Genomic DNA, 20,000 nt, shown 5'->3' on the forward strand with positions numbered 1-20,000 from the left:
TAAAAAATATTAAAATCAATGGATTTATTTGATTTAAAAGGAAAAACAGCGTTGGTTACCGGTGCTACGCATGGCTTAGGTATGGCAATGGCAATGGGGCTAGGTAAAGCTGGCGCAACTCTAGTGGTAAATGGGGCATCCTCGCAAGACAAGTTAGATAATGCCGTTGCCGAGTATAAATCGGCCGGTTATGAGGCTCATGGATATCTTTTTGATGTAACCGATGAAGCTCAAGTTATGGAAAACGTAGCTAAAATTGAAAAAGAAGTTGGTCATATTGATATCCTGGTGAACAATGCCGGAATTATAAAGCGAACACCTCTGGAAGACATGGAGGTTGAAGATTTTGAGCAGGTTTTAAAGGTAGATTTAGTCAGCCCATTCATCGTATCTAAACATATCGTAAAGGGTATGATTGAGCGAGGTGGTGGTAAAATCATCAATATATGCTCTATGATGAGCGAATTGGGAAGAAATACCGTAGGCGCTTATGCGGCAGCAAAAGGCGGACTTAAAATGCTTACGCGGAATATGGCTACAGAGTGGTCTAAACATAACGTGCAGGTAAACGGAATTGGACCAGGTTACTTCGCCACCAGCCAAACCGCACCGATTCGAGTAGACGGACATCCGTTCAACGATTTTATTATTGGAAGAACACCAGCAGGGCGTTGGGGCGACCCAGAAGATTTACAAGGAGCTGCCATATTTTTATCATCAAAAGCTAGCGATTTCGTTAGTGGACAGATTGTTTACGTTGATGGCGGAATTTTAGCAACCATCGGTAAGCCAGCAAACGAAGATTAAACCAAACTAATACATATTAAAAATGAGCAAGACATTTATTCACGATAACTTTTTGCTGGAAAATAAATACGCTGAAGAACTTTATCACGATTATTCGAAAAATCAGCCCATCATTGATTATCACAACCACTTACCGCCTCAGCAAATTGCAGAAGACAAAACATTCAATAATATAACCAACGTTTGGATTAATGGAGACCATTATAAATGGCGTGCCATGAGAACCTTAGGTGTTAACGAAAAATTTATAACAGGCGATGGTTCAGACAAAGATAAGTTTTTAAATTGGGCGAAAACGGTGCCTTATACTATGCGTAATCCACTTTATCATTGGACGCATTTAGAACTCACTAGATATTTTGGAATTACCGACCTGTTAAGTGAAAAGACCGCAGAAAAGGTTTGGGACATTACACAAGAGAAACTAAACTCTGATGGTTACAGCTGTAGAGGTTTATTAAGAAAGGTTAATGCCGAGTTGGTTTGTACTACCGAAGACCCAATTGATACTTTGGAATACCATCAAAAAATGTCGAAAGAAGATTTTGGTTTCAAAGTAAGCACAGCCTTTAGGCCAGATAAAGCCATTTTAATCTCAGCTGATGGCTACACCGACTACTTAGAATCATTAGCAAATGCTTCAGGAGTAACGGTAAATTCTTTTTCAGATTTATGCGATGCGCTTAAAAACCGTATTCAGTTTTTCCATGATAACGGATGTAGACTGTGTGACCATGGTTTAGATCAAATTTATTTCGAAAACTATACCGAAAAAGAGGTTAACTCTATCCTCCAAAAGAAACTTTCAGGAAAAGAAATTTCTAATGAAGAGGCTCTAAAATTCCAAAGTGCCGTTTTAGTATTCTTATGCGAAACTTATCACGAATTTGGTTGGGTTCAACAATTTCACTTAGGTGCTTTAAGAAATAACAATGCCCGAATGCACAGAATTTTAGGTCCGGATACAGGATGGGATTCTATTGGCGATTACCCACAAGCGCAAAAATTGTCGGCATTTTTAAATGCTTTAGATAGCAAAGATAAGTTAACAAAAACTATAATTTATAACCTTAATCCAGCAGATAACGAAGTCATGGCTACCATGATTGGTAATTTTAATGATGGTAGTGTGCGAGGAAAAGTACAGCTTGGTTCTGGGTGGTGGTTCTTGGATCAAAAGGACGGGATGACAAAACAAATGAACGCACTTTCAAATATGGGGCTTATCAGTTGTTTTGTGGGTATGTTAACCGACTCTAGAAGTTTCCTGTCTTTTCCACGACATGAGTATTTCCGTAGAATACTTTGTAATCTTTTAGGTGATGAAATCCAGAGAGGAGAATTACCAAAAGAAGAGATGGAGTGGATTGGTAAAATGGTTGCAGACATTAGTTATAACAACGCTAAACAATATTTCGATTTTTAAATAATGCATTGATTTATAAAGTAACTTCACATTACTTTTAAGCAATAGTTAATGCCAACTAAACTAAAATAATTATGAGTGAAACAAAGAAGATAGGGAACTATCGTTACAGGATTTTAGCACTACTTATGTTTGCTACAACCATCAACTATTTTGATAGAAGTATTATTGGAGTGATGGCTCCAACTCTTGAAAAGTTGTTTGGGTGGACCAATACGGATTATGCCAACATCATGATTTCTTTTAAAGTAGCCTACGCGTTAGGTATGCTTTCAATGGGAGGTTTAATTGACCGTTTGGGTACAAAAAAAGGATATATTTTATCCATAGGACTTTGGAGTTTTTTCGGAATGCTTCATGCTGCCGTTCGTCCAGGTTGGAGTGTTATAGGGTTTGCCGCAGCAAGGTTTGGTCTTGGTTTTGGTGAATCAGGAAACTTTCCTGCTGCTATTAAAACAACTGCAGAGTGGTTTCCTAAAAAGGACCGTGCTTTTGCTACAGGTTTGTTTAATGCTGCGACTAGTGTAGGGGCCATTGCCGCGCCTTTTGTTGTGGGTTGGATTGTACATGAAGATGGTAAAAACTGGCAAATACCGTTTTTAATTACTGGTGCGCTTAGTGCACTATGGGTATTTTTGTGGTTTAGAACGTACAAAAAACCTGAGGTTCATCCTGGAGTTTCAAAAGAAGAGTTAGCATATATTAATAGTGATTCGGGTAAAGCTGAGTCTGAAGAAAAGTTACCATGGAAAAGTGTACTTGGTAAGCGCCAAACATGGGCCTTTGGTTTAGCAAAAGTTACCGATGCTGTTTGGTGGTTCTATTTATTCTGGGGTGCAAAATTCTTGCACGATACCTTCGGTGTTGATATTCACGATATTGCTCTGCCATTCTTTGTAATTTACATTATGGCAGATGGAGGAAGTATTTTAGGAGGCTACCTATCAGGTGTATTCATGAGAAAAGGATGGTCTGTTAACAAAGCAAGAAAAATTACGTTGTTGATATGTGCATTAATTATTTTACCAGTGGCCGTCGTAGCAGTTACTGATAGTAAGTGGTTAGCCATTTTCCTAATCGGTTTAGGCGCTGCAGGTCACCAAGCTTGGTCCGCAAATATATTTACACTGGCATCTGATGTTTTCCCGAAAAAGGCGACAGCATCGGTTGTTGGTATTGGAGGAATGCTAGGTGCGGTTGCGGGTATTATTGCAGATGCCTTGCTAGGTTCTGTTTTAGACCAAGCAGGAAATACAGGTTACTTCTGGGCGTTCTTAGTAGCAGGTTCTTGTTATTTAATAATATTAGGTCTGGTACATATATTAATGCCTAAAATGACCCCATTGGATGAAAACCTTAACTTAATAGAGGAATAAAGAAAAATATATTTACCGTTACATGAGTTGTTCTAAACAATGTAACGGTAAATTCAATTATTGATTTTATAATACAAAAATGAAAAAATTAAATAGAGCAAATTTAGGGTTGGAAGATAAGCGCCCCATTAAAATAGTTCAGTTTGGAGAGGGCAACTTTTTAAGAGCTTTTATTGGTTATGCGTTTCAAGAATTGAATAAAAAAGCGGATTTTAACGCAGGTATTGCTGTTGTTCAGCCTATTGATAGAGGTTTGGTGAAAATGCTGAACGATCAAGATGGTTTGTATACACTTTTTATGAAAGGTGTAAAAAAAGGAAAGGAAATACAAGAGGTTGAACTTATTGATAATATTGTAAAAGGTGTAGACCCTTATGCTAACTTCAACGATTATTTAAGTTTGGCAAAAGAGGAATCTTTAGAGTTTATCATATCTAATACTACAGAGGCCGGTATTGCCTATGTAGCTTCCGATACGGCTGATATGCAACCACCAAGCTCATTCCCAGCTAAATTAACCGTGCTTTTACACGAAAGATTTAAGCATTTTAATGGTGATGCAAGTAAAGGGTTGACCATCATCCCTTGTGAGTTGATTAACCATAACTCTGAAACATTAAAAGAAATTATTTTAAAATATGTTTCAGATTGGAATTTAGGTGACGACTTTAAATCATGGTTGTTGGAGCACAACGCCTTCCACAGTACATTAGTTGATAGAATTGTACCTGGGTACCCAAAAGACGATATCGAATCGTATAATGCAGAGCTAAGTTATGAAGATAATTTAATTGTTGCTGCAGAAGTTTTCTTATTATGGGTTATTGAAGGTGGAGACGAATTAAAAGCAAAATTACCGTTCAACAAAACCGATTTAGACGTAAAAATTGTTGATGACATGCAACCTTACCGTACTAGAAAAGTACGTATATTGAACGGAGCGCATACAGCTATGGTGCCGTTTTCATTACTTTACGGGAACAAGACCGTAAAACAATCGGTAGATAACGATTTTACAGGTAAATTTATCAATGAGGCCGTGTTCAACGAAATTATTGATACTTTAGATATGGACCGCGATGAGTTAAACAGCTTCGCAGACGAAATATTCGACCGTTTTAGAAATCCATTTATTATTCATAACTTATCAAGTATAGCCTTAAACTCAATCTCTAAATTTAAAGTAAGAGTATTGCCAAGTTTATTGGGCTATGTAGATGTTAACGGTAAATTGCCAACTAACTTAACATTTGCTTTTGCTTGCTTGATAAGATTCTATAAAGGTACTTGGAATGGCGAAAGTTTACCAGTACAGGATAGCGAGGATATTGTTGCCAACTTTGCAAAAATTTGGGAATCCAACGACTACCAAAAAGTAGCAAAAGAGGTGTTAAGTACAGAAGCGTATTGGGGCGAAGATTTAACAAAAGTTGAAAATTTAACTGATGCAGTAGCCTTAGCTCTAAAAGAAATAGAAGCTAATGGCATAGAGGAAGGTTTTGCAAATTATAGCAAAACATACTAAAAATTATAAATTAAAATATAAATCCAATTAGTAAGGATGCAAAAGAAACTTATAAAAGTAAATTCGTCAGACAACGTTGCCGTTGCTTTGGTTAATTTAAAGGCAGGAGAGGTTATACCTTTTGAAGGAGAAGACATTAAGGTTCTTTCAGATGTTAAATCGAAGCACAAAATAGCTTTAGAAAAATTTGAATCTGGAGACCGAATTATAATGTATGGCGTTTTGGTGGGTTCCGCCAATGGCGTTATTGAAAAAGGCGATGTTTTAACCGTGAGTAACGTAAAGCATCAAAGTGAAAAGGTTTTTGGTAAAACAGAATCCTTCACTTGGACACCACCTAACGTAGAAAAGTGGAAAGACAGAACTTTTATGGGTTACCATAGAGAAGATGGCCAAGTAGGAACAGAAAATGTTTGGTTGTTTTTCCCTTTGGTGTTTTGCGAAAACCGAAATATTGAAAAGCTCAAGGAAATATTTGAAAAGGAACTTTTAAAGAAAAAAGTTAATCCGCACCAAATGTTGTTGCGTTCTCTGGTAAGTGGAGGCGATGAGGTTGAAACAGTTGAAGAATCAACCGATGTTTTCGATAATTTAGATGTTAAGTTCATCACGCATCCTGGTGGCTGTGGCGGTATCCGTCAAGATTCAGAAAGTTTGGCTAAGTTGTTAGCAGGTTATGTGAATAACCCTAATGTTGCAGGAGCGACTGTTTTGAGTTTGGGATGCCAAAACTTACAAATAAGTATTTTTAAAGAGGCCTTAGATGCCATTAATCCTGATTTAAATAAGCCTGTTTTAATTTATGAACAGCAACAAATGGGAACGGTAGACGAAATGTTATCGGCCATTGTTAAAGATTCATTTTTAGCAATGAAGGAAGCCAATAACATACAACGTAAGCCAGCTCCACTTTCTAAATTACGAGTAGGTTTAGAATGTGGCGGATCTGATGGTTTTTCAGGTATTTCTGCTAACCCAACGTTGGGAGCTGTTTCAGATTTATTGGTAGCACTCAATGGCACGGCTGTTTTAGCTGAATTCCCAGAGTTATGTGGTGTTGAGCAAGAATTGGTTAACCGATGTGTTGATGACGAGGATGGAGAGAAGTTTTTAGAGTTGATGAAAGCCTACGAAAAATCGGTTGTTGATGCGGGTTCTGGGTTTGACATGAATCCTTCACCAGGAAACATTAAAGATGGCTTGATTACCGATGCTATGAAATCGGCAGGAGCTGCTAAAAAAGGCGGAACCTCACCTGTGGTGAGTGTTTTAGACTATGGTGAGTATATACACGAACCTGGATTAAACCTATTGTGTACACCAGGTAATGATGTAGAAAGTACAACAGGTTTGGTTGGCTCTGGAGCTAATGTGGTATTGTTTACAACTGGTTTGGGAACGCCAACAGGAAATCCAATTGCACCTATAATAAAGGTGTCTTCAAATACCGAGTTAAAGGAGAAAATGTCTGATATTATAGATATTGAAACCGGAGCGGTAATTAGAGGAGAAAAAACAATTGAAGAGATGGCAGAACAAATGTTAGACTTTATTATTGAAGTAGCAAGTGGACGTATACAAACAAAAGCAAAACTGTTAAATCAAAACGATTTTATTCCGTGGAGACGCGGTGTTTCGCTATAAAAATAAAAAAGCCAAGATTTTTAAATCTTGGCTTTTTTATTCATTTTATATCTTAAAAAGATTAACTAATCTCTGCCGTTGTATTTATGAGTGAAGATTTACGAACCATCAATTCAGGACTCAAAACAACGTGTTTTACAGACTTTACTTTGTTGCCGTTGTTCACTTCTTCTAAAAACACTTTAGCAGCTATTCTTCCCATTTCTGTGGGAGATTGATCAACTGAAGTTATAGAAAGTTCCATGAATTTTGTAAAAGGTTCATTACTAAACCCTACTACGCTGATATCTTCGGGTATTTTCAATCCTTGTTCAATTATTTCTTGTATAGCACCGAGTGCAGAAAAATCACTGACAGAAAAAATGGCATCTGGAGGGTTTTTCATAGCCAAAAGTTTTTGGGTTACTTTTTGTCCATCAGGTACTTTACTGTAACATTCAATCACCAAATTTTCGTCAAACTCCAAACCATTATCAATTATAGCCTGCTTATAGCCAAGGTATCGGTTTTTAAAAATTTCCATATCCCTATTATTCGATAGGTGAGCAATCCGTCTTTTGCCTTGATCTATCAAGTGCTGTGTAGCATCATAAGCACCTTTGAAATCGTTTATAACTATAGAGCTCACCCCTTTAATATCTTTTTTTCTATCAAAAAATATGAGGGGTACGTTTTTTTTAATCAAGTTTTCAAAAACACTATTTTCCTCAGCATTGATGTCTTTAGCTTTTATGGCATCATCAGCATCGTTAGCATCGTTAGCATTAGAGATAGACATTAGTACACCATCTACTTGAGCATTTAACAATGAATTGATATTGGCAAGTTCAAGACTTTTTTGGTCGTGGGTTTGACAGATAATAACATGATAGCCTTCTGGGTGAAGCTCTTCTTCGATACCTCGAATAACAGAAGCGAAAAAATTAGAGTCAATACGAGGAACAACAACACCAACATTATAACTTTTGCCACTTTTTAATGCCTGAGCTAGCCTATTTTGCTCATAATTCATTTTTGCGGCTGTTTTTAATACAAGTTCCCTGGTAGTTTCACTTATTTTAGGATTGTTGTTTAATGCCCTAGAGACCGTTGCAGCGGTGATATTGAGCTTTTTTGCAATATCATAAATGGTGGTTTTTTTACTCATATACTATTAAATAATGATGCTAATGTACGTTTAAAAAACAAAACAAATTATGTTCATGATTGGAACTTGTTACTTCTGTTAAGTAATCGATTACATAAATATAGTATTTTAATTTAAATAACCACAAAAAGTATATTAATTTTGTTACCTAAACAGGACGTATAAGATTGTTTTCAAAAATCACACAGTGTTATACAACCCCAAAAAGTGTTTTGAAACGACAATATTAAAAATTTAACATTAATTAGTTTTATTCAAAAATATAATTCATTAATATTGTGTAATCGATTGCATTTCAACAATGCAGTGAAGAATACTAAACTAAATAAAGATTTTTATGAAAAAATTAAAAGGACTTTTAATCCTCACTTTAGGGTTATTGGTTTTGGGCTCATGCAGCAGTGACAGTGATGCCGTAGATGAAACAAAAGATGTAAAGGTATCTACTATTGTAATTAACGGTAGTGACATAACTAACGGTTTAGCAAAACAATTTACTGTAGCAGTGTTACCAAGCAATGCAACTGATAGAACGGTTACATGGAGTGTTTCAAATGAAACTATTGCTACCATATCTAATACTGGCATATTAACACCTCTCGATAATGGCACCGTTCAAGTAATTGCAGAAGCTAACGATGGTTCTGGTGTAAGTGATGAAAAGACAGTAAACATTTCTGGCTTATCTGGTCCTGTTGTGCTTGTTGAAAGTATATCGATAACTGGTGGTACCGAAATTACCGATGGACAACCATTACAGCTCTCAGCCGAAGTACTGCCAACAGATGCCACCAACAAAGTTGTGGTTTGGTCGGTTTCAGATGAGACTGTTGCTAGCATAACTAGTGAAGGGTTGGTCAACCCTAAGAAAAATGGAACGGTTAAAGTAACTGCTACCTCAATTGATGGTAGTAATGTTAAAGGAGAAATCAATATAGAAATCTCTGGAATTTCAATAACAATACCAAAAGCCGAAAACGTATTGTTATTTCAACGAAACAACGGTGGTTGGTCAAAATATCATAACGATTTTTCTGGATATGACAGAACTCAAACTTCTGCAGATTTACAAGAGGCAGCAAAAAAAGATGCGATAGACACAACTATTGATAATAACCATACTATAGGAGAAATTAGAATTTTATTAAGCGCCTACCAAGCATCTGGTAACCAGGAATATTTGGATGCTGCCATTAGAGGTGTTGATTACCTTTTTGAAGCACAGTATGATAATGGCGGTTGGCCTCAATATTATCCAGATACAAGTGGATATCGTTCAAGAATAACCTATAATGATAACGCTATGGTTAATGTTATGAACTTAATGCGTGATATTTTCTTAAAACAAAATAATTTGGAACTACTTGACGAAAGCTATGTAGCCAAAGCTCAAACAGCTTTTGATCAAGGTATTCAAGTTATTTTGGATACTCAAGTTACAATCAACGGAACAAAAGCAGCTTGGTGTGCACAGCACGATGAAGTTACTCTGGCCCCGAGGATGGCAAGATCATACGAGTTAGCTTCCAATAGCGGTTCCGAGTCAGTAGGTGTAGTTAGATTATTAATGACTTTAGAAAATCCATCATCGGAAGTGATTGATGCCGTTAACAGTGCTGTAGCTTGGTTTGAATCGGTGAAAATTGTTGGGTATGCTTTAAAGGATGTTACTGGAGATGAGTATGAAAACGGATATGATAAAATTTTGGTAGAATCACCAGGTAATGTGATGTGGGCTAGGTTTTACAGTTTAGATGATTATACCGGTTATTCATATAGTTCATATTTTGATTCGTTTGGAGCTAATGAACCATTTTTCTGTAGTAGAGATGGTATACCAAAAAAGACCATTGCAGAGATATCACATGAAAGAAGAAATGGTTATGCTTGGTATGGTAGTTGGGCAAAAAATTTAAATGCGGATCATAATGCTTGGAAAAGCAAGCATGGTATTTAAGTTTTACTTGAGTTAGTCATGAAAAAGGTCGCTGTTTAGGCGACCTTTTTTTATGACTATAATTATTTTTATATTTTCCAAGGGTTGCACAGGTATCAAAAATAGTTTTGAGGTTATACTTGTTTGCTTCTTTATCAGATAATTGATGCGACCAACTCACACGGTTTTCGGTAGAGTATCCTTCTCCATAGCAATTATACTCAGCAAAAAAAGCGGTCTTCTCATTTTCAGGGTTGCCCCAATTATGCCAGCCTTCTGGCCGTATGGCCTGAGGCATTTCGCAATTTATGAAAACAGATTTTGCGTAGTAGCGCCAAGGCCTACCCAGATACAATTTGGTTACGTCGCTAGCTGTGGTGATTTTACAATCTAAAAACACAAAACCAAACGCTTTGTGTTTTGGCGTGTTGGGAGCAGTTATATACGAATTCCTTTTACAGTGAATGGTGCAATTTTTAAAAACGGCTGTTGCAGGACCAAAAATGAAGTCGGTTGTTCCTTCAATATAACAATCTTCAAAAAGTTGTCGAGAAAATTCACCGCCATTATATATAGTGTCTTGGTGCCCTATAAATTTACAGTTCTTAAAAATAGCTTTGTCACCATCAACATGCAGGGCAACTGCTTGACCCATAGAACCAGCCGAGTTTTCAAAGGTGATATTTTCAGCTTTAAAACGGTTCCCTGAAATTTTAACGGTATACGAATTAAAGGTGCCAATATGTTTTCCGCGTCCAGCGTAATCGTTATATGTTATGATGGTTTTGTCTACACTTTCGCCAATAAAAGTCACATCAACGTTGTATCGGGGTAATTCCACTTTTTCAGTATAAACGCCTTTTTTTATAAAAAGCGTGATAGGTTTTAAAGGAAATACGCGCGTGGCATCTATGGCGTCCTGAATGTATTTGTAATCCCCACTGCCATCTTTGGCGACTACAAAATCGTATTTGTATTTATCTGGATTGGATGTTTGTGAACTTAAAATTTGAGACGTACATATCACCGAAAGTATTAAGGCGATTTTCAATAATTTGTTCATTTGATTTTTGATGATTTATATTTTACTTTAAAACTTTTTTTAGAAAAGCATCCATGTAACTAACCGTAGTTTCTATCCATGGTTCAAACAACCAAAAGGAATGCGCATTCAAACCCATTTTTTTTACCTCTGTATAAATGCCCCAATCAGTCATCATAGCAATAAGTTCGTCTTGCCCAGCATGAAATCTTGGGTAATTACTGTTAATAAACAGGATAGGTACGGAATTTTCATTGGCCCAGTAAATACTTGAAGCGTCTTTCCAATTTTTTGGGTTCTCTTCAAATGTGCCGCCTAGCCACTTAACGTCTGGTGAATTGGGTCTGCGTGTTAGGTTGAGCGATTTGGGAGCCATAAAATTAATAACGCCATCTAAGTCTATTATGGCATTTACATCACTTGAAAAATCTGGATTTCCATGGTTACCTTCCTTATTTTCAACGCCATTTGTCAGTCCAACCAACATAGCCAATTGTCCGCCAGCTGAGCTGCCAGATATGGCTATTTTATTCGGGTCAATATTATATTTCTGGGCGTTGGCGCGCATCCACCGGATGGCACTTTTTATATTGTAAACGGCTGCAGGATATTTGGCTTCTAGGGTAAGTTGGTATTCTACACAAATGGTAACATAACCTCTAGTAGCTAATTGTTGTGCCATAGGAACTTGCATCGACTTATCGCCGGTAAGCCACGCACCGCCATGAACCATAATTAAAGCTGGGTATTGGCCAGATTTTTTAGGTGAAAAAATATCTATATGTAAGTCTCTATCGCCATAAGGAGTGTCTTTTAACATAGTATAAACCACATCTCTATAGGCAACAACATTTTCTGGAACCGAGTCTTTACCAGGTGTTATTTCTGGATAGTACTTAACGTATTTTTTGAATTGCCCCATAATATTGTAAGAACTGTCTCGGGGAATTTCTTTTTTAGGATTTTGAGAATTAAGATGAAAGCAAAGTAATGTGGAAAATGTGAGGGTACTGATTTTGTGTAACTGAATGTTCATAAAATAGAATAATTTAAACTGTTACAAGATATCAATATAAATAGAAATATTACCGCATGTATCCTCTATTTCTAAAGGAACATGGGTAATATTTCAGAAACTAAAACTAACTAAACTAAATACTAAATTTTAGTAACCCGGGTTTTGCGGGTAATCACCACTATCCAACGAAATAGCTGAAAGTGGAATAGGTCTTAATATCTTTAAATTTCCATCAGTACCTAAAAATGGATCGGTACCAGTATCAGAAAGCGTTTTTATATCAGGATTCCTAACTTTGGTGTATTCCATAAGTTTTCCTGTGCGTTTTAAGTCTAACCAACGGAAGCCTTCACCAGCAAGTTCTCGAGCTCTTTCATCTAAAATGAAATCAAGGTCAACAGTTCCAACAAGATCTGCGCCAGCCCTTTGACGAACTGTGTTAACACGTGCCAAAGCATTACCAGGGTTATTTGATTGTAAATAAGCCTCGGCTGCAATCAGATAGGTTTCTCCCAATCTTGCTAAATACAAATCATGCGTGTACTGAATAGAAGGTAATTGTACTCTGTCAAATTTTCTGATTGCTGGGTAATCGGTTTGGTTTAACCCGTCCCACCAATGTGGGTCAATAGGAGAAATAGTCGTATCAGTTCTATTGTCTGGGTCTTCTGCCCTCCAGGCATCAACATTTGTAATTTGTTCGTCCGTTCTGGGATAATAATATTGGACAGGGGTATTGCTTGGGTCTAGTCTCCATCCAGAATAAGGTGTGGTCTTTACATTTAAAAAGGTGCCCTCAAAACGTGTATCGTTATCATCAAATAAAGTGAATAAATATTCAGTTGGGTGTAATGTATTTTTTTTGTTTACACCATCGTTGCTACCAGTAACCAAAGGACCCCATGGGTAATCCCAATTATGGGAGACTTCTCCAGATAAGGACTGGCTATATTGAATAGACCATAAGATTTCTTCGTTGTTATCATTTTGATATTGGAATAGGTCTGCAAACGGTAAATTTAGGCCTTGTCCTCCTATGGCCTCATCCGCTAGTGATGCTGCGGTAGCAAAATCAGAACCATCACCGTAATCTTCATATCCTCGTGTTAAATAAGCTTTGGCTAATATGTGTTGAGCTGCCCGTTTTGTAACCCTACCAAATTCTGCTTGTGTATTGGGTAGTGTACTAATGGCACTGGTTAGCTCGTCTATAATGAATTGATAGACTTCACTCGCTGGATTTCTATCAAAATGGGTTATGGGTTCTGTTGTTAAGTCTGTAACAATAGATGAGTCTCCAAAATTTTGAACCAATAAAAAGTAATAATAGGCTCTTATGGCTTTTAACTCTGCAATTCTGGTATTTAATTCTGAAAAGTCTTCAGTCTTATCAGAATAATGTAAAGCCATATTAGTGATTTGAATACTTTGATAAAGACTACTAAACAACGTTTCAACATCACTGTTGCCAGGGGTTAACGTTTTATAAGCAGCTAATCCTAACGGCACTTCTTGGTGTGCAGCAAAGAACAAATCGGTTCCAGCACAAAAAATGTAGGGCGTTGGTGCATATACATCGCGTAATGTCGCATATGACGCATTAACGAGCCCCTCGTAGCCTTCTATTGTACCATAATAGTTTTCTGCTGTTGTATTGCCCAGATTTTCTTCCTCTAAATAATCTGAACAACTTATGATTGACAATCCTAAAAGGATTACATATATTTTTGTTTTTAAATTCTTCATAATCTTAAAATTTAACATTAACACCTAATTGATAAATAGAATACCCAGTATTATTAGCATCAGCATTCCAAGCCATACTAGCACCTGCCCACTCAGGGTCAAATCCATCATATTTTGTGAACGTAAAAGGGTTTAAAGCGTTTACATATAAACGTAAACCAGATATGCCAGCTTTACTCAAGAAGTTAGTATCAAAATTATAGCCTAAGGTTATATTTTGAACACGAACAAAAGACGCATCTTTATTAAAACCTGGATAACCATAATTTCCGGCATCTTCTCCCCAGTATTGGCCTTGATAGGCTGGTTGTGGGTAGGTATTTGAGAATCTAGATCTTGTTATCGAGTTTTCTCTAACGTAATAAGGTACATCTAATATAACCTTACTGTTGAAATCTGTAAATTCTTGATGAAACGGGCTGTAAACAAGAGAGCCTTGTTTTGTGTATACAGAGGCATAAAGATCCCAGTTTTTATAGGTAAAGGTTGTTGAAAATGTTCCTATCCAATCAGGTGCAGGCGATCCCAAAATTTTCATGTCATTTTCAATGTCAATACTTCCATCTCCATTTAAATCTTTTACCTTAGCCGTTCCTTCCATGGTTTGTAAATCTTCAGGCGCTAATTCATCGCGTTGCCAAACACCATCAAATACCATAGCATAAATAACGTCTACAGGTTGACCAATAAACCATCTATTGGGCACATCATCTTCTTTTTTTCCGTATAAATCAACAATTTTGTTGTTGTTCTTTGAAAAGATAAAGTTAGTTTCCCATTTAAAATCGCCATTGTCTATGTTTACAGTTTTTAATTGAAGTTCTATACCTTTATTGCTTATGGAAGCAATATTATCGAAGGTTGATGCCCATCCACTAGGTATGGCTAATTTTCGACTTAATATGGTTCCGTCAGAAAGTCTGTCGTATAGGTTGATTTCTCCAGAAACTCTATTGTTAAATAGGCCGAAATCTGCACCAAAATTCCACTCCCTAGTACGTTCCCATGTTAATGATTTGTTTGACAAGTCACTTGGAACAAATCCATTAGCTGTTGACCCGTCCCAATCGTAATACTTTTGTCTATTCAAGGAGTTTTGTGTCACATAAGGGTTAATTGGACCTAAACCACCAGTATAACCATAACTTAGCCTAAGTTTTAAGCTGTTAATTTCAGGAACATTTGTTAAGAAATCTTCCTTGTCCATTTTCCAAGCTACGGCTGCCGAAGGGAAAGTAGCCCATTTATTTCCTTGGGCAAGACGTGAGGCGCCATCCCATCTAAAGGTACCTGTAAAGAGATATTTGTCCTTAAAACTATAGTTTACACGATTTGTAAACGATAGCAATGTACTTTTAATAAACCCAGATTCTGCATCTCGACGTGGGGCACTTTGCACGTTGTAAAATGATGACTTAAAGGGAACGTCTCTACCATATGAGAAGGAACGTTCTAATCTATCAAAGGCCGCCGATTGTATGAAGTCGTAAGAAATGTTATGGTTTCCAAATTCTTTTGTAAAATTAACTTGGTTGTCCCAAACATACGAAAGCCTATTATTGGTCCAATACCTAGCAACAGATATTGATCTAGTGGCAAATCGATCTTTATATTCGCCATCTCTTTGTATTCTCGCATTTGGGGAAAACGTAGATTTAAAGCTTAATTCTTTGATGGGATTGAATTTAAGGTAGAAATTAGATATAATATTATATTGCTCTACATTCCACTCAGAGTTGCCGTTTTCAAATGTAAATGGGCTAACATTACCAGAGATTCCTTGCATAGGTTGTTGAATTATGGATCCATCAGCATTATGTGAAGGCGCGTATGAAGGCATTCTAAATATTTGTTGTAAGTAGTCTTGTCTAGAAACCAATTCTTGTTCTGAAAAGGCCAAGTTAATATTAGCGCCAATTGAAAATTGATCACTTACTCTCGCATCTACACTTGCCTTGAAGTTATATTTCTTGTAGTATTGTCCTTTGGTATTTCCGTCGTCACCTTGATATCCAAATCCTACTACGTAGCCAACGTTTTCATTACCGCCATTAGCTGAAATAAAATGGTTTTGTTGTATGCTAGATTTTAAGAACTCATCTAACCAATCGGTACCATTTCTGTTGGAAAGATTTTCTTCCCAGTAATTGGTGCCATCTTCTAAAATAACATCGGGAAATCCATAAGTTGGAGAGTCTACTATTGGGTTGCCCAATACCAGGTCACGGGTTACTTGTCGGTCTCTGTTCCATAGAACGCTCTCGTCATAACTGTTTAGAAAATCAGGCATATTGACTATTTCTCGAATTCCCACGAAACCAGAGTATGAAATGGAAGGTTTTCGGTTTGTTGCACCTTCTCCAGATTTCGTGGTGACTATTACAACCCCATTAGAACCTCTTGATCCGTAAATAGCTGTAGATGAAGCATCCTTTAGAATGTCGATTCTCTCAATATCCTGAGGGTTTAAAAAATCAATATTTTCGGTAAAGATACCATCCACAACATACAGAGGCTGTTGTTCTGAAAAAGAATTGGTGCCACGAATTTGAATATCAAACCCGGCACCTACAGAACCTGTTCTTTGGGATATATTTACCCCAGCAGCATTAGCCTGTAAAGCTTGCATAGGGCTTGTTGCGCCTACTTTGTTTATTTGTTCGCTGTCGAGTGAAACCACAGATCCTGTAACATCACTTTTTTTGATGGCACCGTACCCAACCACTACAACTTCATCTAGTTCTGATAAATCTTCTTTTAGAACAATATTTATGGTGCTTTGGTTATTTATAATAATTTCTTGTGTCGCAAAACCTATATATGAGAACACAAGTACACTATTGTTTCCGCTAACGGTGATTGCATAATTACCATCAAAATCGGTTTGTGTTCCGTTGGATGTGTCTTTTTCCAAAATGTTTACGCCCGGCAAAGGCATCCCTGTTTCGTCGGTTACATTACCGTTTACCTGAATATCTTGTATGGCGCCCTGAGTGTTTGCATTTATGGGTTTGTCATCTTTCCCGCTTTTTAAAGTCAAGATTATTTGACGGTCGTTCGTTTTATAAACAACATTGGTGTCCTTAAATAGCAAAGACAGTACATCTGTTATTTTTTTATTTTCTACCTGAACCGTAACCTTTCGGTTTAAGTCTATTTGCTGGCTTTCGTAAAGAAACCGAAATTCGGACATCGATTCAATTTGGTTGAATACCTGACCGACCGTGGAGTCTTTAGCATTTAGTGTTAGTTTTGTATTTTGAGAATAGGTGTTGGCCTGTACTTTCAACAACGAAACTATTAGTAAAATAGTGGTGAGTTTCATTTTTAAGTCCATTTTCGGAAAGCACGTAAGTTTCCTGCTTACCTTAATTAGTTTTTTCATAATTTTGTTTAGTTTAAATGGTTAACGTTTGTTGGATCGTTTAATACACTCAATAAATCGGGAAATACTGGTACTATTTTCCGATTTTCTTTTTTTTAAGTGATTAATGCTGCATATTCACTTTATTTCATTGGCATTAAAATTTTACGGGTTTATAATTATTTTATTTTCTGTTTTTGAATAAGTAAATGGATATATTTCACTTATGGCAACCATAATATCATCAATGCTTTCAATCTTCCTGTTGAAACTGGCGTTGAACCGTTTTTGGTTAAGCGATTCATAATGGTTTTCAATGGTTACGTTATAGTTTCTAGCCAGCTTTTTCACCATGTCTTTAAATATTGAATTCCTAAAGATAACGTCGCCGTTCATCCACTCGGTGTAAATTTTGGTGTCTACTTCTTCAATTTCTATACTAGTGGGATTGTTTTTATTGATATAACCTTTAAAACCTGGCTTAAGCAGGGTAGGGGCGTTTGAATTTTCATTGGTTAAACTAACAGAACCTTCAACTAAAACGGTATTTGTCTCGTCTTCATCGCTATAAGACGAAACGTTAAATTGTGTGCCCAAAACTTTTATGTTCATATTGTTAGCGTTAACTATAAAGGGATGGTTTTTGTCTTTTGAAACTTCAAAATACGCCTCACCATCAAGAAAAACCTCCCTGTTTTTACCATTTATAAAGTGAACGGGATATTTTAGGCTTGTGCCAGAGTTTAAATAAACTTTTGTACCGTCAGACAACACAATGTTGAATGTTTTGCCATAAGGCACTTTTAATTGGTTGTAAACCAGTTTTTGAGACTCAGAGGTGCTGTTATAATTTAATACATCGTCTTTTTGATTAACAATAACTTTTCCTTGGGCATCTGCAATTTTATAGTTGCCATTGCTGTCAAGTGTTTTAACGCTTCCGTCTTCTAAAAGCAGTTCAATGGCGTCGGTGGCCACTTGTGTAGGACTTTCATTTGGGGCGAATTGTTGTTTAAATACAAACAAAAGCCCCAATAAAACCACCAAAATAGCCGCGTATTTAAAAGCTTTTTGCCATAATGGGGTAACGGTAGTTTCTTTTTCTGTTAAAGTCAATTTTAGCTTGTCCCAGTTTTCGTTGACGTTGAGAGATTCTGAAAATTCCAGAGCTTCCTGAACCAAATTGTCTTCGTGCAAATTACGTATTAACTCTTGCGCTTCAGGGGATAAATGTTTTAAGCTTTCGGGCTTAATAGTTTTGGTTTTTGCTATTTCCCGAAGAATATTTATAATGTTTTCGTTCGTATGCATAATAAGACGTGTTACATTTATGTTATGTAAATATTAATTTAGGGTGACAAAAATTTTGATTTTTTTATCATCGCCATGAAAAATTTATATATTTGGCAACCTTAGCCCTGCCTTTTTATCAATTTAGCGTATTGATTTTTATGAAAAAATGACCTTTCAAAACGACATAAAAGCATTTGAAAAATTATACAAAGCGCATTTTCAGTTTCTGTGTTTGGTAGCCTTTCAAATTACCAAGAATAGAGCTGTAGCCGAAGATGTGGTGCAGGATTTTTTTATTTATTTATGGAGCAAGGACGATCAGACAAAAATTAATGTATCGTTTAACGCTTATGCTACACGAGCGGTAAAAAATTTAAGTCTTCAATATGTTGAAAAGCATAAAAAAATGGAATTAGCCGAAACAGCGACGGTGCCTTCTGAAGAATTTGTTGAACCGATTTTTTTTGAAAAAGGTGGCAACAAAGAGGCTAAAATTCGTGAACTAGTTAATCGAATACCCGAAAGCAGGCGTAAAATATTTATCTCGCATGTTGTTGACGGTTTAAGTTATGCGCAGATAGCAGAGCGCTATGATATTTCAATTAATACTGTAAAAACCCAAATGAAGCGTTCTTACGCTTTTCTGAGGTCCATAGAAAATAAAGACCTTACTGCTATGGTTTTGATGTTTTTGTTTGAAAGGTTTCATTAAGAAATCTAATTCTTTCTCCTATATGGTTTTATAATATGTTCTGCAAGTTCTAAACCTTGACTTTTAATTTCTTTAATCACAATTTCGGCCATTTTTCGGGCACCGAATTCGGTAAAATGTGTGTTATCAGGATAACCATCGGGGAATTTAAAATACTCACCCTGTTCAAAATACATATACAAATATCTAGAACATGCTTTTCCCATTTTATTGAGAAGTTCACGACTTTTTGTATCAAGGTCAATAAAGGGCACTTGGTATGCTTTTGCTACTTCTTTTAGCGCTTTGAGGTAGGGTGCGTGGCATTCTATGGCTTTACCTTTTTCATCAAAGTTCCATCGGGTAACAGGACTTATAATAATAGGTTGGGCCTTTTTAGCCCGGGTTTCATTAATGTATTTGGCCATATATGTTTTGTACTCCTCGGGAGTGGTTTTTCTATCGGGGTGGTCTTTGGAGTTATGCGCGTCGTTGTGTCCAAATTGAATTAAAACATAGTCACCGGTTTTTAAAGAATCGACAATAGGATGCCAACGATTTTCTTCAATAAATGACCGGGAACTTCTTCCGCCTTTTGCATGGTTTTCAATGGCAACAGATTCATCAAAAAAATGAACGAACGGCATGCCCCAACCAGCTTGTGGAAATCGGCTATCATCATATAAACACATGGTTGAATCGCCAACTAAATAAATGTTTGTTATTTGTTCTTGTGCCATTAAAAAACAGGAGGATAACAATAGGAATAAAATACTTTTTAAAAATTTAGTTTTCATATCTTAAGTAGTTTAGTTTTTGTAAATGAATAAACTATTTCCTTAAATTCCTAATTTAGAATAGAGGTAAAAATGAAATATTACCGCATGTATCCTACTTTTAACAGGAACATGGGTAATATTTCAAAAACTAAAACTAACTAAACTAAATACTAAATTTTAATACCCGTTAGTGCCAAATTCGTTGG

General features: G+C 36.5%; 14 protein-coding genes. 7 read left to right on the forward strand and 7 right to left on the reverse strand.

Translation table 11 applies throughout. The annotated features are described in order from the left end of the window. The first annotated feature begins 18 nt into the window (after window positions 1–18). The 5 genes from GSB9_03048 to GSB9_03052 all read left to right on the forward strand — a co-directional run bounded on the left by GSB9_03048 (window position 19) and on the right by GSB9_03052 (window position 6,778). Window positions 19–807 carry a gluconate 5-dehydrogenase gene (locus GSB9_03048; GenBank protein ID UKM66458.1) on the forward strand — a complete coding sequence of 263 codons (789 nt, stop codon included), beginning with the start codon at window positions 19–21 and terminating at the stop codon, window positions 805–807. Window positions 808–829: 22 nt separating this feature from the next. After that, window positions 830–2,233: a glucuronate isomerase gene (gene uxaC, locus GSB9_03049; GenBank protein ID UKM66459.1), complete on the forward strand. Its 1,404-nt coding sequence runs from the start codon at window positions 830–832 to the stop codon at window positions 2,231–2,233. A 74-nt stretch (window positions 2,234–2,307) separates the two neighbouring features. After that, window positions 2,308–3,609 (forward strand): MFS transporter, encoded by a 1,302-nt coding sequence (locus GSB9_03050; GenBank protein UKM66460.1) that lies wholly within the window; start codon window positions 2,308–2,310, stop codon window positions 3,607–3,609. A gap of 79 nt (window positions 3,610–3,688) precedes the next feature. Further along, entirely contained in the window at window positions 3,689–5,134 is a 1,446-nt protein-coding gene (locus GSB9_03051) for a tagaturonate reductase (protein UKM66461.1), read from the forward strand. A 36-nt stretch (window positions 5,135–5,170) separates the two neighbouring features. Then, window positions 5,171–6,778, forward strand: a complete 1,608-nt coding sequence (locus GSB9_03052; GenBank protein UKM66462.1) for an altronate dehydratase family protein — start codon at window positions 5,171–5,173, stop codon at window positions 6,776–6,778. A 61-nt stretch (window positions 6,779–6,839) separates the two neighbouring features. On the opposite strand, the gene GSB9_03053 is transcribed toward GSB9_03052, so the two are convergent. Continuing rightward, window positions 6,840–7,925 carry a LacI family transcriptional regulator gene (locus GSB9_03053; protein ID UKM66463.1) on the reverse strand — a complete coding sequence of 362 codons (1,086 nt, stop codon included), beginning with the start codon at window positions 7,923–7,925 and terminating at the stop codon, window positions 6,840–6,842. A 337-nt stretch (window positions 7,926–8,262) separates the two neighbouring features. On the opposite strand from GSB9_03053, the gene pelA reads away from it, so the two are divergent. Next, window positions 8,263–9,882 (forward strand): pectate lyase, encoded by a 1,620-nt coding sequence (gene pelA / locus GSB9_03054; GenBank protein UKM66464.1) that lies wholly within the window; start codon window positions 8,263–8,265, stop codon window positions 9,880–9,882. A 16-nt stretch (window positions 9,883–9,898) separates the two neighbouring features. On the opposite strand, the gene GSB9_03055 is transcribed toward pelA, so the two are convergent. From GSB9_03055 to GSB9_03059, 5 genes are all read right to left on the reverse strand, one after another. Further along, window positions 9,899–10,924 (reverse strand): pectinesterase family protein, encoded by a 1,026-nt coding sequence (locus GSB9_03055; protein ID UKM66465.1) that lies wholly within the window; start codon window positions 10,922–10,924, stop codon window positions 9,899–9,901. Between the two features lie 22 nt (window positions 10,925–10,946). Beyond that, window positions 10,947–11,825 carry an alpha/beta hydrolase gene (locus GSB9_03056; GenBank protein UKM66466.2) on the reverse strand — a complete coding sequence of 293 codons (879 nt, stop codon included), beginning with the start codon at window positions 11,823–11,825 and terminating at the stop codon, window positions 10,947–10,949. Window positions 11,826–12,068: 243 nt separating this feature from the next. Then, complete coding sequence (locus GSB9_03057; GenBank protein UKM66467.1) at window positions 12,069–13,667, reverse strand: RagB/SusD family nutrient uptake outer membrane protein; 1,599 nt, start codon at window positions 13,665–13,667, stop codon at window positions 12,069–12,071. A 4-nt stretch (window positions 13,668–13,671) separates the two neighbouring features. After that, complete coding sequence (locus tag GSB9_03058; protein UKM66468.1) at window positions 13,672–17,052, reverse strand: TonB-dependent receptor; 3,381 nt, start codon at window positions 17,050–17,052, stop codon at window positions 13,672–13,674. Between the two features lie 144 nt (window positions 17,053–17,196). Then, window positions 17,197–18,342: a FecR family protein gene (locus GSB9_03059; GenBank protein ID UKM66469.1), complete on the reverse strand. Its 1,146-nt coding sequence runs from the start codon at window positions 18,340–18,342 to the stop codon at window positions 17,197–17,199. Window positions 18,343–18,490: 148 nt separating this feature from the next. Here GSB9_03059 and GSB9_03060 point away from each other — a divergent pair, with 148 nt between their 5' ends. After that, entirely contained in the window at window positions 18,491–19,036 is a 546-nt protein-coding gene (locus GSB9_03060) for a sigma-70 family RNA polymerase sigma factor (GenBank protein ID UKM66470.1), read from the forward strand. Between the two features lie 5 nt (window positions 19,037–19,041). Here the strand turns inward: GSB9_03060 and GSB9_03061 are convergent, their stop codons facing one another. Next, complete coding sequence (locus GSB9_03061) at window positions 19,042–19,812, reverse strand: rhamnogalacturonan acetylesterase (GenBank protein ID UKM66471.1); 771 nt, start codon at window positions 19,810–19,812, stop codon at window positions 19,042–19,044. Window positions 19,813–20,000: the final 188 nt, after the last annotated feature.

The sequence above is a fragment of the Flavobacteriaceae bacterium GSB9 genome (genome assembly GCA_022749295.1).
GTDB lineage: Bacteria > Bacteroidota > Bacteroidia > Flavobacteriales > Flavobacteriaceae > Flavisericum.

Bases quoted from the DNA above. Each gene is read 5' to 3' on its own strand.
- GSB9_03048 (UKM66458.1), top strand. From the start codon at position 19: ATGGATTTATTTGATTTAAAAGGAAAAACAGCGTTGGTTACCGGTGCT.
- uxaC (UKM66459.1), top strand. From the start codon at position 830: ATGAGCAAGACATTTATTCACGATAACTTTTTGCTGGAAAATAAATAC.
- GSB9_03050 (UKM66460.1), top strand. From the start codon at position 2,308: ATGAGTGAAACAAAGAAGATAGGGAACTATCGTTACAGGATTTTAGCA.
- GSB9_03051 (UKM66461.1), top strand. From the start codon at position 3,689: ATGAAAAAATTAAATAGAGCAAATTTAGGGTTGGAAGATAAGCGCCCC.
- GSB9_03052 (UKM66462.1), top strand. From the start codon at position 5,171: ATGCAAAAGAAACTTATAAAAGTAAATTCGTCAGACAACGTTGCCGTT.
- GSB9_03053 (UKM66463.1), bottom strand. From the start codon at position 7,925: ATGAGTAAAAAAACCACCATTTATGATATTGCAAAAAAGCTCAATATC.
- pelA (UKM66464.1), top strand. From the start codon at position 8,263: ATGAAAAAATTAAAAGGACTTTTAATCCTCACTTTAGGGTTATTGGTT.
- GSB9_03055 (UKM66465.1), bottom strand. From the start codon at position 10,924: ATGAACAAATTATTGAAAATCGCCTTAATACTTTCGGTGATATGTACG.
- GSB9_03056 (UKM66466.2), bottom strand. From the start codon at position 11,825: ATGGGGCAATTCAAAAAATACGTTAAGTACTATCCAGAAATAACACCT.
- GSB9_03057 (UKM66467.1), bottom strand. From the start codon at position 13,667: ATGAAGAATTTAAAAACAAAAATATATGTAATCCTTTTAGGATTGTCA.
- GSB9_03058 (UKM66468.1), bottom strand. From the start codon at position 17,052: ATGAAAAAACTAATTAAGGTAAGCAGGAAACTTACGTGCTTTCCGAAA.
- GSB9_03059 (UKM66469.1), bottom strand. From the start codon at position 18,342: ATGCATACGAACGAAAACATTATAAATATTCTTCGGGAAATAGCAAAA.
- GSB9_03060 (UKM66470.1), top strand. From the start codon at position 18,491: ATGACCTTTCAAAACGACATAAAAGCATTTGAAAAATTATACAAAGCG.
- GSB9_03061 (UKM66471.1), bottom strand. From the start codon at position 19,812: ATGAAAACTAAATTTTTAAAAAGTATTTTATTCCTATTGTTATCCTCC.